Source organism: Microbacterium candidum, assembly GCF_030315975.1.
GTDB classification, from domain to species: domain Bacteria; phylum Actinomycetota; class Actinomycetes; order Actinomycetales; family Microbacteriaceae; genus Microbacterium; species Microbacterium candidum.
The window spans coordinates 632148-645011 of record NZ_JASXSZ010000002.1 but is presented as its reverse complement, the minus strand read 5'-3'; the positions used below and the strand labels follow the sequence as shown (position 1 = coordinate 645011).

Below are 12864 nucleotides of genomic sequence, written 5' to 3'. Positions count from 1 at the left end.
GCGGCGGGTGCGGCGGCGACCGGTGCCTGGGCGGCCTGCGCGTTGGCGACGGCCTGCGCGGCGGCGGCGTCCATCGCCGCCTGCTGCTGCTGGGCCTCGTACGCCTGCTGCTCCTCGCGTGCGTACGCCTTGTTCTGCTGGTGCGCGGCGACCCCGCCGGCCACGGCGGTGGCGGTGCCGGCGACGACGGCGGTGCGTGCAGCCATCCCGACCAGGCCGGGGCGTCCCATTCTTCTCAGAGGCATATTCGTTTCTCCTTCTACAGTCTCAGTCCGCGTATTCCGCGAGGAACGCGTTCACGATCGGTGCGGGCACGCCCTCGCGGGCGATCACGGCGCCGCCTGCCTCGAACAGGCGTGACGCGAACGCCTTCGCCCACAGCAGCTCGACGACGAGGATCGCCGCCGACCGGCCCGGCTCCAGGTCGTCGACGAGGGCGAGGATGTCGTCCTCCCCGGCAAGACCTGCGAGATCCAGGGCGGGGTGCGCGTCGTTCTCGATGGTGTCGGACATCTCCAGCACCTCGACCTCCCCCTCGGGGGAGCGGCGTGCGAAGACGAGGTCGAGCAGGTTCATCACCGTGCCCGACGCGACGAGGTCGTCCACCGCTTTCAGCACCGCGGGACCGGGGCGGTCGCCGTCGAACGCGATCGCGTAGAACTCGATGGGACCGTAATCGAAGTCCGTCATTTCTTCTCCTGTCTGCGTTCTCTTCGGGCGCGGCTCAGGCCAGCGCCTTCGCCTTCAGAGCCTCGTACTCCTCCTGGGTGATGGCACCCGAGTCGAGCAGCTCCTTCGCCTTCGCGATGTCCTCGGACGGGCTTCTCGAGCCCGCGGTCTGGCGGATGTATGAGGCCTGCATGGACTGCAGCTCCTGCGCCTGCGCGATCGAGCGCTTCTGCATGCCGCTGCCGCGCGCGATCAGGTAGACGAGCGCGGTGAGGAAGGGCAGGAAGATCAGGAAGATGATCCACACGGCCTTCCACCAGCCGTTCAGCTCCCGGTCGCGGAAGAGGTCCGCGATGATCGAGAACAGGACCATCAGGTAGGCGATGAAGACGAAAGCCCAGAACATCCAGAGGATGAAGTCCCAGAAATTGTTCATATGAAGTAACCCCATGTCTGGATGGACGACTCGCCATCCTCTGCCTGAATACGAGCAGCGATCGTGGAGAACGAGCCCTGCGTTCGTGACACTACTACGTTGCGGTATCGCTGAGAACAAACGATCGCTGAAGTCGACACGAATACCCCGCGGGGGTGCATCATGTGTCCATGACCGATGAATCGGATGTGCCAGGCCACGTCGACCCGTCGATCGCGGATCCGATCGTGATGCTCCCCGAAGAGCGTCCGCGGCGGCTCGGACACATTCTGGCCGGCCTCGAGCACCCGGGTGCCATGGGCTTCCTGGTGACGATCGGAGTGCTCGGTGCGCTGGTGCTCGGCTTCGCGATCGGGTCGATCTCGCTCATCCTCGTGTACATCGTTCTGGGGATGTTCCTGGCGCTCGGGCTCGATCCGATCGTGCGGCTCCTCGAGCGTCATCGCGTCAAGAGGGCTCTGGGCATCGCGATCGTCTTCTGCGGTTTCGCGATCGTGATGATCCTGTTCTTCGTCTTCATGCTTCCGCACGTCGTCTCACAGGTCTTCCAGCTCATCCGCGCGATCCCGGCCGCCGTCGACCAGATCCCGCACACCGACTGGTTCGCCCACCTCGACGCCGACACCCAGGTCGCCGTCCTGGCCGCCCTCGATCAGGTCTCGCACTGGATCTCCGCACCGTCGACGCTGGCCGCGCTCGGCGGCGGAGTGCTCCGCGTCGGACTCGGCTTCGTCACCGCGATCTCGGCCAGCTTCATCGTCATCGCGCTCACGCTGTACTTCCTCGCGTCGCTGACCGCCGCCAAGAAGGCGCTCTACTCGCTCGCCCCGGCCCGCAACCGCGTGCGGCTGGAGAGCCTGACCGAGCGCATCACGGGGTCCGTCGGCAGCGCGCTCATCGGCTCGGTGATCCTCTCGTCGCTGAACGCCGCCGTCGTCTTCGTGCTCCACATCGTGATCCGGCTCCCGTATCCGGCGCTCATGGCCGTGATCGCGTTCGTCATCACGCTGATCCCGCTGTTCGGCTCGGTCATCTTCCTCGTGTTCGCGACGATCGTGGCGCTGTTCTCGAGCCCGACGCAGGCCGTCATCTTCCTTGTCGCGTACTTGATCTACATCCAGCTCGAGTCGTACGTCGTGAGCCCGAGGGTCATGAACAAGGCGATCGAGATCCCCGCCGCCCTGGTGCTCATCGGCGCTCTTGCGGGCGGCGCGCTCATGGGCATCCTCGGCGTGCTGGTAGCTCTCCCGGTCATGGCATCGCTGCTCCTGATCATCCGCGAAGTCGTGGTCCCACGACAGGACCTGAAGGTGTGACGTGAACGGCTCCCACGGCCCTACTCTGACGTCATGAGTTCCATGAACACTCCGGCTCTTCCCGAGGAGACGGTCCCCACCCCCGGCCGTCGAGCCGAGTCCCAGGCGGTTTACCTCGCCCTCGCCGCGGGCGCGCTGGGTGCGGTGTACGGCCTCGTGGTCGGGCTGCTCGCGCCCGACCGCAAGCTGGCCGGCGTCGCGGATTCCTTCGGTGTGTGGGCGGCGTGCGGCGCAGCGGTCGTGGCGGTGATCGTGGCGACCATGGGGTATTGGCGTGCGCGCAACCGTCCGGGCCAGGAATGGCGGCAGTCGCTGCCGTCCTGGAAGTACATCGTGAACACCGTCTCGGTGGTCGTGGTGCACGCGGCGCTTGCGTTCGTCTTCGTGTATGCGCTGTACCGCGTGCTCGCCGCGGGCTTCATCGGGCTGCCGATCATCACGTTCTGGGCGGTCGTCATGATGGCGGTGACGCTCGGCCTGACCACGTGGATCGTCTACCTGTCCGTCTCGGCGATGACCACGCAGCGGATGTCGACGCTGCTCCTGGTCTTCATCGCGATCGGCACGCTGACGGCGATGGTGACCACCCCCGACCCCGACTGGTGGACGGTCCACTTCAGCCAGCTCGGAACCTTCGAGAACGACCTGTCCAGCTGGGTGTTCAACGGAACCCTCATCGCCGGAGGCCTGCTCGTGACGACCTTCGCGGTCTACATCGCGAACGACATGCGCGAACTCGCGGCCGCCGGCGTTCTCACGAACCCGCGCGGGCCCCGCGTGGTGCCGGTGCTGTTCGTCGTGATGGGCATCATGCTGGCCTGTGTCGGCCTGTTCCCGGTGGACGTGAACCTCGCGGTGCACAACCTCTCCGCCTCCGGGATGGCCGTGATGTACCTCATCCTCCTCATCGGCGGGCCGAGGTTCCTCCGCGGGATGCCGCGCACGTACTTCGTCGCGTCCTGGGCGTTCCTCGCGGCGACCGTCGTCACGGTGATCCTCTTCATCCCCGCAGTCGGCTACTTCTCCCTCACCGCGTTCGAGATCCTCGTGTTCGCGCTGATCTTCGGCTGGATCGCGGTCTTCATCCGCTTCCTCGGCGTCGCCGGCCGACAGGACTGAGCAGACAGAAGGATGCCGGCCCCTCGCACCGCGGAGCCGGCATCCTTCCGTTCGCGAAGCCGTCAGACGACGTCGACGTAGATCACCTCGACGGCGTTGTTGCCGTATCCCAGACGGTTCCATTCGGGGACCTCCGGCTGGACGTTGCCCGCGGCATCCGTCGCCCGCACCATCAGCGTGTGGCGGCCGATCGGGGCGTCCCACTCGAAGCTCCACTCCTGCCAGTGGTAGGGGCCCGTCGGCTCGGCGACGGTGGCTTCGAACCATTGGCCGGCGCCGGTGAGGCTGAACTCGACGCGGGTGATCGGGCCGGTGCCCGACCACGCCTTGCCGCGCACGGTGGTCGTGCCGGCGGGGATGACCGACTCCGGTTCGGGCTCAGTGAGCCGTGCCCGCACGCGCATGAGCGCGACGGGCTCGTGAGGTCGGTCGGCCCACTCGTAGATGTAGTGCCCGGTCTGGAACTCGCCGGAGAACGGCTCCGTGAGCACGTCGATGCGCTTCAGCCACTTGACCGAGGTGACCGCGTACCAGTGGGGCACGACGATCCGGAAGGGGGCGCCGTGGTCCGGCCCGAGCGGCTGCCCGTTCATCTCGTACGCGATGAGGATCTCGGCGGAGGGGTCTGACGCCAGGCTCAGCGGCAGCGATCGCTCGAACCAGAGATCGTCGCGATTCGTGTCGGCGAGCACGGGATTCAGGTGGTACGAGCCATGGTCGGCGCCGGTGAACAGCACCTCGACACCGTTCGCCGCGGGGCCGGCCTGCGCCAGCACATCGCTCAGGAGTGCGCCCTTCCAGCGGGCCGTGGACACGGCGTAGTCGCCCCACGGCTCTCCGGTCGGGAGCGGCCGCATCTGCAGGCGGCCGTTGCCGGCGCACTCGAGCGTCACCGCGTATTCGTGCGCAGGCAGCGCCCGCAGGTCGTCGAGGGTGAGGGTCAGCGGACGGTCGACCGCCCCGCCGATCTCGAACGTCCCATCGTGGTCCGGCAGTGCGAAATTACTCCGGACGTAATGGAACTCGGTCGGCGTGATCTCCCCCACGAGTGCTGCCGCCGGTGCTTCGGCGTTGTACGGCGCCGGATTGATCAGCTGGAGTCCTGCCCGGGCTTCCATCACTTCTTCTGTCGCATCCATGCCTGTTCCCCTTTGTCTCGATCAGAAGTCGGCGTCGCGGAACTCCGGTTCGCGATCGTCGTTGAAAGCGCCGATGCCCTCGGCGCGGTCGGGATGGATGGCGGAGCGCCAGTGCGCGTCCATCATGGTGGCGATCGCCTGCTCCGTCGGCTGCCCTTCGCCGAGCTGCACGGCGCGCTTGACCGACTGGACGGCGGTCGGCGAATTGCTCGCGATCTTCTCCGCGATCCGCATCGCCGCCGCGGCCAACTCACCCTGCGGATGGAGCTCGTTGACCATGCCCAGACGATACGCCTCGGCGGCCGTGATGGGATCGCCGGTCAACAGCATCTGCATCGCCTTCCCGGGCGGCAGCAGACGCGGCAGGAACACCGGCGAGCCGCCGCCCGCGGAGAGGCCGATCATCGCCTCCGGCTGACCGAACGTGGCGTGCTCCGAGGCGATGATGAAGTCGCAGCTCTGCGCGATCTCGCTCCCGCCGCCGTAGGCGATGCCGTTGACGGCCGCGAAGACGGGCTTGCGCAGCTGCCGGACCGTGTACAGCGTGCGGTCGAAGGCCTGGCGCTGGCGGAGCCAGTCCTCCTTCGTCATCTGGTTGCGCTGCCGCAGGTCGCTGCCGACCGAGAACGCCCGATCTCCTGCGCCGGTGAGCACGACGACCCGCACCGTGGTCTTGACGGCGACCTCCTCCACCGCCTCCGTCAGCCGGGCGCCCATCTCGGTGGTGATCGCGTTGTCGGCGTGCGGCCGGTTGAGGGTGATGACGGCGATCCGCCCGTCGTCGTGGTAGTCGAGCAGCACGGACGACTCGGGCTCGACGGCATCCGCGGCGGGCGGTGCGAAGTCCAGGCTCTTCCAGCGGTCGGTCATCGCATCGTCTCCTTGATCTGGGTGCTTCAGGCGAGTTCGGTGAGCCAGCGCATCGCCGACAGGCTCGGCGCGAAGAAGTACTCCCCGCCGCGCGTGGTGACGAACGGCGGGATGTCCGTGAGCCGGCGCCGGATCGGCTTCTGCGGGATCGTGAAGTCGGTGGGTCCGGCCGCCGATCCGATGAGGGGGTCGGCCTCGTTCGGTGCGCCGATGAAGATGCCGTCGTTGAGCCACTGCGTCTTGACGAACTCGAACTGGCGCTTCAGATGGGCGCCCGCGAAGACGAAGAGGATGCCGCGGTCGGCGCCGTCGTCCTCCAGGATCCCCTCCGGAAGCTCCGGACCGTAGCTCGTGCCGCGGCGGACCATGCGGTGCAGGTTCACATTGACGCTGCCGTCCCCGTCGAGTGCGTCCCGCGGGTTGGCGCGCCGTGAGTGGGCGCCGATCGGACACTTCAGCCCACGCGCGTCGTCGCCGTACATGTACGCGTTGTTGCGGTGCGGGTCGGCGCCGAGCTCCGGCGCATCCTCGTCCGGGGAGACCGCGAGCGGTGCGCCGGACTGCCAGCGGCCGACCATCTTGGCTCCGAGGAGGGCTTCTTCTTTTCGGTCCGCGGCGCGCTCGCGGAGGTAGCGGCGGTACGCGGCGACGTTCGTGTGGAGTTTGCGGAATACCACATACGTGCCGTTGCGACCGAGGATCTCGGGGCTCGGCATGGGCGGCAGCTCGCCGGTCTCGTCCGGGTAGCCGAGGATGATCTCGCCGGCCTTGATCGGTCGCTCGTGCGGATTCGACGCCGGCCGGCCGCTGCCTTCGATCGCCGGCTGACCGATGCCGTCCTTGAACCCGAACGACGTGCGGCCGGTCGGAAGCTGGTAGCAGTCCTGCCGCCAGACGACCGTGATGCCCGGCAGCTCCTCGTGGGCGTGACGTGCCTGCTCCGCGACGATCTCCAGGTCGGCCGCGTTGGGCGACAGCACCGCGATGGCGACGTGGACCTCGGCCGAGCCGAGCGGATGCTCCCAGTTCTCGGGGCTGCTCGGTCCGACGTCGCCCAGCTGCGCAGCGCGCGCCGCCATCCCCTCGCGGAACTCGGGTGCGAAGGTGTCGAGCGACTCCTGCGGAACCCCGAGCGCCGCGAGCCCGACGTACGTGAACCCGACCGTGATCCACGCGTCGTGATCGGGGTCGGATGCGGGCACGCCCGAGGCGACGAGCGGGATGAGCCGCCGGACGAGCTCGAGGCCGTCCGCACGGTCGTCGATGCGGAGCATGAGGTACGTCCCCACATACGGCGACGGACGCTCGTGCAGCGCTCCGCTCTGGATGTCGTCGAGCTCCAGCGCCACCTCGGCCATGTCAGTGGTGCTCCGGCTTCTCGGGCGGGTTCGGGTTGGGAGCGGCCAGGTACGGGAAGGTCTGCGACGACGGGCGGGACGAGGCATCCACACCGTCCCGGATCGCCGGCCCGTTGCCGCCGGTGATGAACGTCGTGAACCAGGTGTCCATCATGTCGTCGTTGAGCGCCCGACCCCCGCACGTCTCGTGCGCGCGACCGTGGACGGCGGCCAGTTCGATCTCGAGGAACGACCCGTGCTCCTGGTAGGGCTTCGCGATGTCGACGACGAGGAAGTCGGCCAGAACGAGTTCAGTGAGCGGGTGCACCCCGTCGACGAGCGGCCAGTCGACCTTGCCGTCGAGCCCGTCCCAGAAGGCGAGGTTGGCGTTCAGCCGCGCGCGGTAGGCGTTGCCGTAGCCCTCCTCTTCGTGGAACGCGTCCTCCATGTTGTAGATGTCGCGGATCTCGATGTCGCGATTGAGCTGGTCGAACTGCTTCGGCGCGAGGAGCAGGTTCTTCACCTCGGGGCGGCCGGTGCGCTCGATGCGGACGTTGAAGACGCCGCGCGTCTGCGTCTCGCCGATCACCGCTAGCAGCGTGTGACCGCCGAGGAGCGCCGCGTCGATCTCGAGGGTGATCCCGAGGACGTTCTTGCCGTCCATGAAGATCGAGCCCGGGTCGGTGAAGGCGAGCTGCCCGGTCGACACCGTCTTGAGGGCGGCGGGCGCGTCCAGGATGAAGGGATCCCACCGTGCGCCGGCGAAGACGCGGATGCCGTTCGTCTCGATGCCGCTCTCGTCACCGACCTGGAAGGCGACGGTGTCGCCGGACGGGGTCCTCACCGAGCCCCCCTGCGTGAACGTGCCGTCCTCGGCGCGCACCGCGGGGTCGAACACGATGTCGAAGCGGTACTCGTGACCGCCGTCGTGGTCGTGGTCGTGCGCGTGGGCGGGTGCGAACGGAGCGGCGCCACCGGTCGCGATCGCTTCGCGCACCCGGAGCCGGTAGATGAGACCCTCCGAGAACGCGTCGGTCACCTTCGCGAACGGCAGGGTGTTCAGCACCAGGACGAGATTCCCGGGCCGCTCCGGGCTCGGGAAGGCGTAGAGGTCGGTGATGTCGGCGATCGGGTTGGCCAGCGCCCGAGGGCCCGAGATGTGATCCGACATCCGGCGTCAGTCCGCGGCCTCTTCGAGCAGCGGTGCGAGCGCGGGGTGCGACAGCGCCTCGGCGGCCTGCGGGTCGTCGAGCACCTTCTGGAACGCCGCGTTCACGCGGAGCGCTTTGCGGATCTCCTTGACGGTGCCCGGGTAGTTGCGGGCGTAGGCTGCCGCGCGCTGCTGCGCGCTGAGGATGAACGCCTTCTCGGTGGCGAGGTCGGGCAGCCCGTCATAGCCGTCGGTGTGCCGGAAGATGACGTCGAACAGGGCGAGCGTCGCACCCGAGTTGAAGAAGTCGTCCATGTAGGCGTCCCACGGGCCGTCGAAGCTCGTGATGAACGCCAGCCGGGTGTCGTCGTCGAAGAGCACGAAGCGCGCTTCATGGATCGTCGCGACCGCCATCCCGTAGTCGCCAGGCCGGTATCCCGGATGATTCTGAAGATCCTCCAGCGCCGCCCGCAGCTCGGGACCGTCCCCGGGCTTGACGTGGAAGAACAGACTGAATTCGTGGGTCGGGCCTACGCCTGTGCCCGGCTCCGACGACTGCTCCGACATTCGATTCCCCATTCACTCGATGATTCTCTGTGTAGCAGACTTCGGGGAACATCGGCTAGCGACGCTCGTCCCCTCGAGCGGTTTCGACCGACGGTCAGTTGAGCGCGGACGTGAGTCGCATGACTCCGTCGAGGAACGTCGACTTCGCCGGCTCCCGGCGCCATTCCTCGAGGGTGAGCTCCCGTCCGGCGTCGCGGTAGGCCTGCTCCACCTCGCGCATCTGCGAGACGAACGATTCGCCGCGCACCATCATCGAGACCTCCATGTTGAGGCTGAACGAGCGGATGTCCATGTTGCTCGAGCCGATGACCGCGATGTCGTCGTCGATCGAGAAGTGCTTCGAGTGCAGGATGTACGGCGCGGGGTAGAGGAAGATCCGGACGCCGGCCTCGAGCAACACCTCGTAGTAGGAGCGCTGCGCGTGCCACACCATGCCCTGGTCGCCGATCTCCGAGACGAACAGCTGCACCTCGAGACCGCGCTGGCACGCGGTCGTGATGGCGTAGACCATCGCCTCGTCGGGCACGAAGTAGGGGCTCGTCAGGATGACCTTCTCGTTCGCGGCGTAGATCAGCGACAGGAACAGGCGGAGGTTGTTCTCGGTGCTGTACCCCGGACCGCTCGGCACGATCTGGCACAGCAGGGCGTCGGACGACGTGGACACCGGCAGCTGACCGGCGGGCACGTGCGCGGTCGCCAGGAGGTCCTCACCGGCCTCGATGAGCCAGTCGGAGAGGAACACCGCATTGAGCCCGGCCACCGCGGGACCCGTCACGCGGGTCACCAGCTCCTGCCACATGAGCCCGCGCTTGATGTTCTTCTTCGAGTCGTAGTCGCGGGAGATGAGGTTCTGCGACCCCATGTACGCGACGGTGCCGTCGACGACGACGATCTTGCGGTGGTTGCGCAGGTCGGGGCGCTGGTACTTGCCCTTGAACGGCTCGACCGGCAGCATCCATGCCCACTTCACGCCGATGCGGTCGAGCTCGGCGAAGGTCTCCTTGCTCTTGGGCACCTTGCGCGTGGCGAGGTAGTCGGCGAGCAGGCGTACGGTGACCCCGCGTGCGACCGCGCGCTCCATCGCGGCGAAGAACCCGCGGGTGGTGTCGTCCCACGCGACGATGAAGAACTCGACGTGCACGAAGCTCGTGGCCGTGTCGATCTCCGCGGCCATCGCATCGATCGACGCCTGGTAGTCGGGGTAGAGGGATGCCTCGTTCCCCAGTGTCGCCGGGAGAGCGGTGAGCGCCTCGTTCTGCTGCACGATCCGCTGGAACGGCCGCGGCCACGCGGCATCCATCGTCTCGACTCCGGTCTCCGCGACCCTCGCCTTGATCATCTCGTCGATCCGCTGCTGCTCCACCCGCCGCTTCGCGGGCAGGCGGAAGCTGCCGATGACGAGGTACAGCACGATGCCGAGACCGGGCAGGAGCACGATGAGCAGCAGCCACGCCATGGCCGCGGTGGGCTTGCGCCCCCGCGGGATGTAGATGAGCGCGGTGATGATGATCGCCAGGTGCACGAGCAGCGCCAGGCCCCAGGATCCGTTGGCGATGAGCAGTGAGGTCACGAGACGAGTGTGCCCTGTCCGCACGCTCCCGCGCCAACTTGAGCGATCGAGGCCATGCGGGTGTCGCCGCACCGCGGCTTCGCGCGGCGCGCAGGCAAGAGGAGGGGGGGGGGGGGGGGGGGGGGGGGGGGCGCCCCCCCCCCCCCCCCCCCCCCGCCGCCGCCCCGCCCCCGCCCCGGGGGGGGGGGGGGCGGCCGCGGCATGGGGGGGGGGGGCGGGGGGCCCCCCCCCCCACCCACCCCTCCTCACAGCGGTGTCAGTCGCGCGCCATGGCCGCCGCGAGGTGCGATTCGAGGTCGACGTACGTGTCGTCCGCGATGTCGAAGACGACCTTCGAGATCTCGCCTCCGGCGAAGTCGAACCCGTAGCCGTACAGCGACGACACCGGGTCGGCGCTGTCGCGGCCGATCGTGAGCCCCTCGCCGCACAGCGAGAAGTGGCCGAGCACGGTGCGGATCTGCTTCTCGCCGACCTGCTGGTCGTCGATGTACAGCCGCACCGGTCCCTTCGGCTCGCGGTAGTCGCCCGTGCCCTCCTTGACGAACTCCACGCCGATGATGTGACGGCCGGACGTCGGCACGGGCGCCGAGACCCGGTCTTCCGGCGGGATGCCGAGGAAGTTGTACACGTAGTGCACCTCCCCGTCCTTCACGACCAGCGCGTGCCCGCCGAAGCGGGACCCGTGCGCGAAGATGACGCCCTCGGTCTCGGGGGTGAACTCGACCTCCGCCGCGATCTTGTACGAGCCGCCGTGCACGTTCGCCGCGGATCGCTCCGGAACCTCGCTCGTGCCCGGGTAGTAGACGAACTGGCCGGATGCAGGAGCCGGCTGGTGGAACTCCATGCCGACGAAGGTCTCGAAGTCCTTCGGATTGCCGATGATCTGGAGGTCGTTCAGCGGAAGCACGTTGTTCGCCTTCGCCTCCTGCATCCAGAGCTCCTTCAGCTCCTCGAGCTTCTCCGGGTTCTCCGCGGCGAGGTCGTGCGCCTCGGAGCGGTCGACGTCCGTGTGGTAGAGCTCCCACTGGTCGTTCGGGAAGTCGCTCAGACCGCTGACGGGACCGTGCACGGTGACGGCCTTCCATCCCTCGTGCCAGATTCCGCGCTGCCCGAACATCTCGTAGTACTGCGTCTGCTTGGTCGTCGGGGCGTCCGGCGCCGCGTCGAACGAGTACGCCATCGAGACACCCGACAGCGGCGTCTGAGCGATGCCGTCGTACGTGTCCGGGAACTCGACGCCGCACGCCTCGAGGATCGTCGGGACGATGTCGGTCGAGTGGTGGTACTGGTGGCGGATCTCGCCCCGGGCCTTGATGCCGGCGGGCCAGCTGATCACCAAGGGGTCGCAGACGCCGCCCTGGTACGTGTAGCGCTTGAACATCTTGTAGGGGGAGGAGAACGCCGCGGCCCACCCTGTCGGGTAGTGGCCGTAGGTGTCGGGCGAGCCGAGCTCGTCGACCAGTCGCAGGTTGTCCTCGAGGCTGTCCGGATAGCCGCCGAAGATCTTGCCCTCGTTGACGGATCCGTTGGGCGACCCCTCGCCCGAGGCGCCGTTGTCGGCGCAGTAGATGACGAGCGTGTTCTCGAGCTGCCCGGACTCCTCGAGGTAGTCGATGATCCGGCCGACCTGTGCGTCGGTGTACTCGCTGAAGCCCGCGTACACCTCGGCCATGCGGCAGAACATGCTCTTCTGCTCGTCGCTCAGCGACTCCCACGGCAGCACGGTGTCCGTCTCCGAGAAGCGACCGGCGGGCATGGGGTTGAAGGACGTGTTGTCGGTGTCCTCCGGGAGGATGCCCTTCTCCTTCATCCGGTCGACGACCCAGTCGCGGTACGCCTCGTAACCGTCGTCGAACACGCCCTTGTACTTGTCGATGTACTCCTGCGGCGCGTGGTGAGGGGCGTGGTTCGCGCCGGGGCAGAACCACAGGTACCAGGGCTTGTCGGGCTCCGTCTGCTTCACATCGCGGATCATCTTGAGGGCCTGGTCGGCGAGATCGCGCGACAGGTGGTAGCCGTCTTCGGGGAGATACGGCTGGTCGATGTAGTGGTTGTCCTCCGCCAGCGACGGATACCAGTTGTTCGTCTCGCCGCCGATGAAGCCGTAGAACCGGTCGTAGCCCTGGGCGAGCGGCCAGTGCTTCTTCGACGCGCCCGCCGTCCACTCGTCGATCGGGACGTTGTGGTTCTTGCCGACCCAGAACGTCGACCATCCGGCATCCCGGAGCACGTTCGCCATCGTGGCGTTGCTCGGCGGGATGTGGGAGTTGTAGCCCGGGAAGCCGGTCGACGACTCCGAGATCGACGCGAAGCCGTTGAGGTGGTGGTTGCGGCCGGTGAGGAACGTGGACCGGGTCGGCGAGCAGAGCGCCGTCGTGTGCCACTGCGTGTACGTCAGCCCGTCCTTCGCGAGGCGGTCCATCGTGGGCATCTGGATGCGGCCGCCGTACGGCGACCACGCCGCCATCCCGGTGTCGTCGTACAGCACGACGAGGACGTTCGGGGCGCCGGCGGGCGCCTTGCTGGGCAGGAACGCGTCCCAGTCGGCCACCGAATCGCGGACGTCGAGCTCGATCTTCCCTTGGAACTCCCGAGGCATGATGCTCCTTCTCATTCGCCTGTGGGGGGTCGCCCCCTTCTCGGCACCATATCGGCAGACGATGGACGTATGACACCCCTCGGCGGGCCCCG

The 12864-nt window shown here is 67.8% G+C and carries 11 protein-coding genes and 1 pseudogene; 2 read left to right on the top strand and 10 right to left on the bottom strand.

Annotation, left to right across the window (positions count from 1 at the left end; genetic code table 11):
* From QSV35_RS09395 to QSV35_RS09385, 3 genes and pseudogenes are all read right to left on the bottom strand, one after another.
* Positions 1-206, bottom strand: a pseudogene (locus QSV35_RS09395) (SHOCT domain-containing protein); the annotation flags it as partial.
* A gap of 61 nt (positions 207-267) precedes the next feature.
* Positions 268-690, bottom strand: a complete 423-nt coding sequence (locus QSV35_RS09390; RefSeq protein WP_286288446.1) for a DUF6325 family protein — start codon at positions 688-690, stop codon at positions 268-270.
* A gap of 34 nt (positions 691-724) precedes the next feature.
* Positions 725-1105 carry an SHOCT domain-containing protein gene (locus QSV35_RS09385; RefSeq protein WP_286288445.1) on the bottom strand — a complete coding sequence of 127 codons (381 nt, stop codon included), beginning with the start codon at positions 1103-1105 and terminating at the stop codon, positions 725-727.
* A 170-nt stretch (positions 1106-1275) separates the two neighbouring features.
* Between QSV35_RS09385 and QSV35_RS09380 the strand changes: the two genes are divergently transcribed.
* Together QSV35_RS09380 and QSV35_RS09375 are read left to right on the top strand one after the other, a co-directional pair.
* The gene (locus QSV35_RS09380) at positions 1276-2421 is read left to right on the top strand and encodes an AI-2E family transporter (RefSeq protein ID WP_286288443.1); all 1146 of its coding nucleotides are present in this window, start codon (positions 1276-1278) and stop codon (positions 2419-2421) included.
* Positions 2422-2454: 33 nt separating this feature from the next.
* On the top strand, positions 2455-3540 hold the full coding sequence (locus tag QSV35_RS09375) for a DUF998 domain-containing protein (protein ID WP_286288442.1): 1086 nt from the start codon (positions 2455-2457) through the stop codon (positions 3538-3540).
* 62 nt (positions 3541-3602) lie between these two features.
* Here QSV35_RS09375 and QSV35_RS09370 read toward each other — a convergent pair whose 3' ends face one another.
* The 7 genes from QSV35_RS09370 to QSV35_RS09340 form a co-directional block, all read right to left on the bottom strand.
* Positions 3603-4679, bottom strand: coding sequence for a sulfite oxidase (locus QSV35_RS09370; RefSeq protein WP_286288441.1), 1077 nt, complete (start codon positions 4677-4679; stop codon positions 3603-3605).
* A gap of 21 nt (positions 4680-4700) precedes the next feature.
* Positions 4701-5549 (bottom strand): enoyl-CoA hydratase/isomerase family protein, encoded by an 849-nt coding sequence (locus QSV35_RS09365; protein ID WP_286288440.1) that lies wholly within the window; start codon positions 5547-5549, stop codon positions 4701-4703.
* A gap of 26 nt (positions 5550-5575) precedes the next feature.
* The gene (locus QSV35_RS09360; RefSeq protein WP_286288439.1) at positions 5576-6907 is read right to left on the bottom strand and encodes a Dyp-type peroxidase; all 1332 of its coding nucleotides are present in this window, start codon (positions 6905-6907) and stop codon (positions 5576-5578) included.
* Between the two features lies 1 nt (position 6908).
* Positions 6909-8057 (bottom strand): DUF4331 family protein, encoded by a 1149-nt coding sequence (locus tag QSV35_RS09355; protein WP_286288437.1) that lies wholly within the window; start codon positions 8055-8057, stop codon positions 6909-6911.
* Positions 8058-8063: 6 nt separating this feature from the next.
* A complete protein-coding gene (locus tag QSV35_RS09350) occupies positions 8064-8603 on the bottom strand; it encodes a hypothetical protein (protein WP_286288435.1) in 540 nt (179 codons plus the stop codon).
* A gap of 94 nt (positions 8604-8697) precedes the next feature.
* Positions 8698-10173, bottom strand: a complete 1476-nt coding sequence (gene cls / locus QSV35_RS09345) for a cardiolipin synthase (protein WP_286288433.1) — start codon at positions 10171-10173, stop codon at positions 8698-8700.
* A gap of 256 nt (positions 10174-10429) precedes the next feature.
* Complete coding sequence (locus QSV35_RS09340; protein WP_286288432.1) at positions 10430-12772, bottom strand: arylsulfatase; 2343 nt, start codon at positions 12770-12772, stop codon at positions 10430-10432.
* Positions 12773-12864: the final 92 nt, after the last annotated feature.

Bases quoted from the DNA above. Each gene is read 5' to 3' on its own strand.
- QSV35_RS09375 (WP_286288442.1), top strand. From the start codon at position 2,455: ATGAGTTCCATGAACACTCCGGCTCTTCCCGAGGAGACGGTCCCCACC.
- QSV35_RS09340 (WP_286288432.1), bottom strand. From the start codon at position 12,772: ATGCCTCGGGAGTTCCAAGGGAAGATCGAGCTCGACGTCCGCGATTCG.
- QSV35_RS09350 (WP_286288435.1), bottom strand. From the start codon at position 8,603: ATGTCGGAGCAGTCGTCGGAGCCGGGCACAGGCGTAGGCCCGACCCAC.
- QSV35_RS09365 (WP_286288440.1), bottom strand. From the start codon at position 5,549: ATGACCGACCGCTGGAAGAGCCTGGACTTCGCACCGCCCGCCGCGGAT.
- QSV35_RS09385 (WP_286288445.1), bottom strand. From the start codon at position 1,105: ATGAACAATTTCTGGGACTTCATCCTCTGGATGTTCTGGGCTTTCGTC.
- QSV35_RS09390 (WP_286288446.1), bottom strand. From the start codon at position 690: ATGACGGACTTCGATTACGGTCCCATCGAGTTCTACGCGATCGCGTTC.
- QSV35_RS09380 (WP_286288443.1), top strand. From the start codon at position 1,276: ATGACCGATGAATCGGATGTGCCAGGCCACGTCGACCCGTCGATCGCG.
- QSV35_RS09355 (WP_286288437.1), bottom strand. From the start codon at position 8,057: ATGTCGGATCACATCTCGGGCCCTCGGGCGCTGGCCAACCCGATCGCC.
- QSV35_RS09360 (WP_286288439.1), bottom strand. From the start codon at position 6,907: ATGGCCGAGGTGGCGCTGGAGCTCGACGACATCCAGAGCGGAGCGCTG.
- QSV35_RS09370 (WP_286288441.1), bottom strand. From the start codon at position 4,679: ATGGATGCGACAGAAGAAGTGATGGAAGCCCGGGCAGGACTCCAGCTG.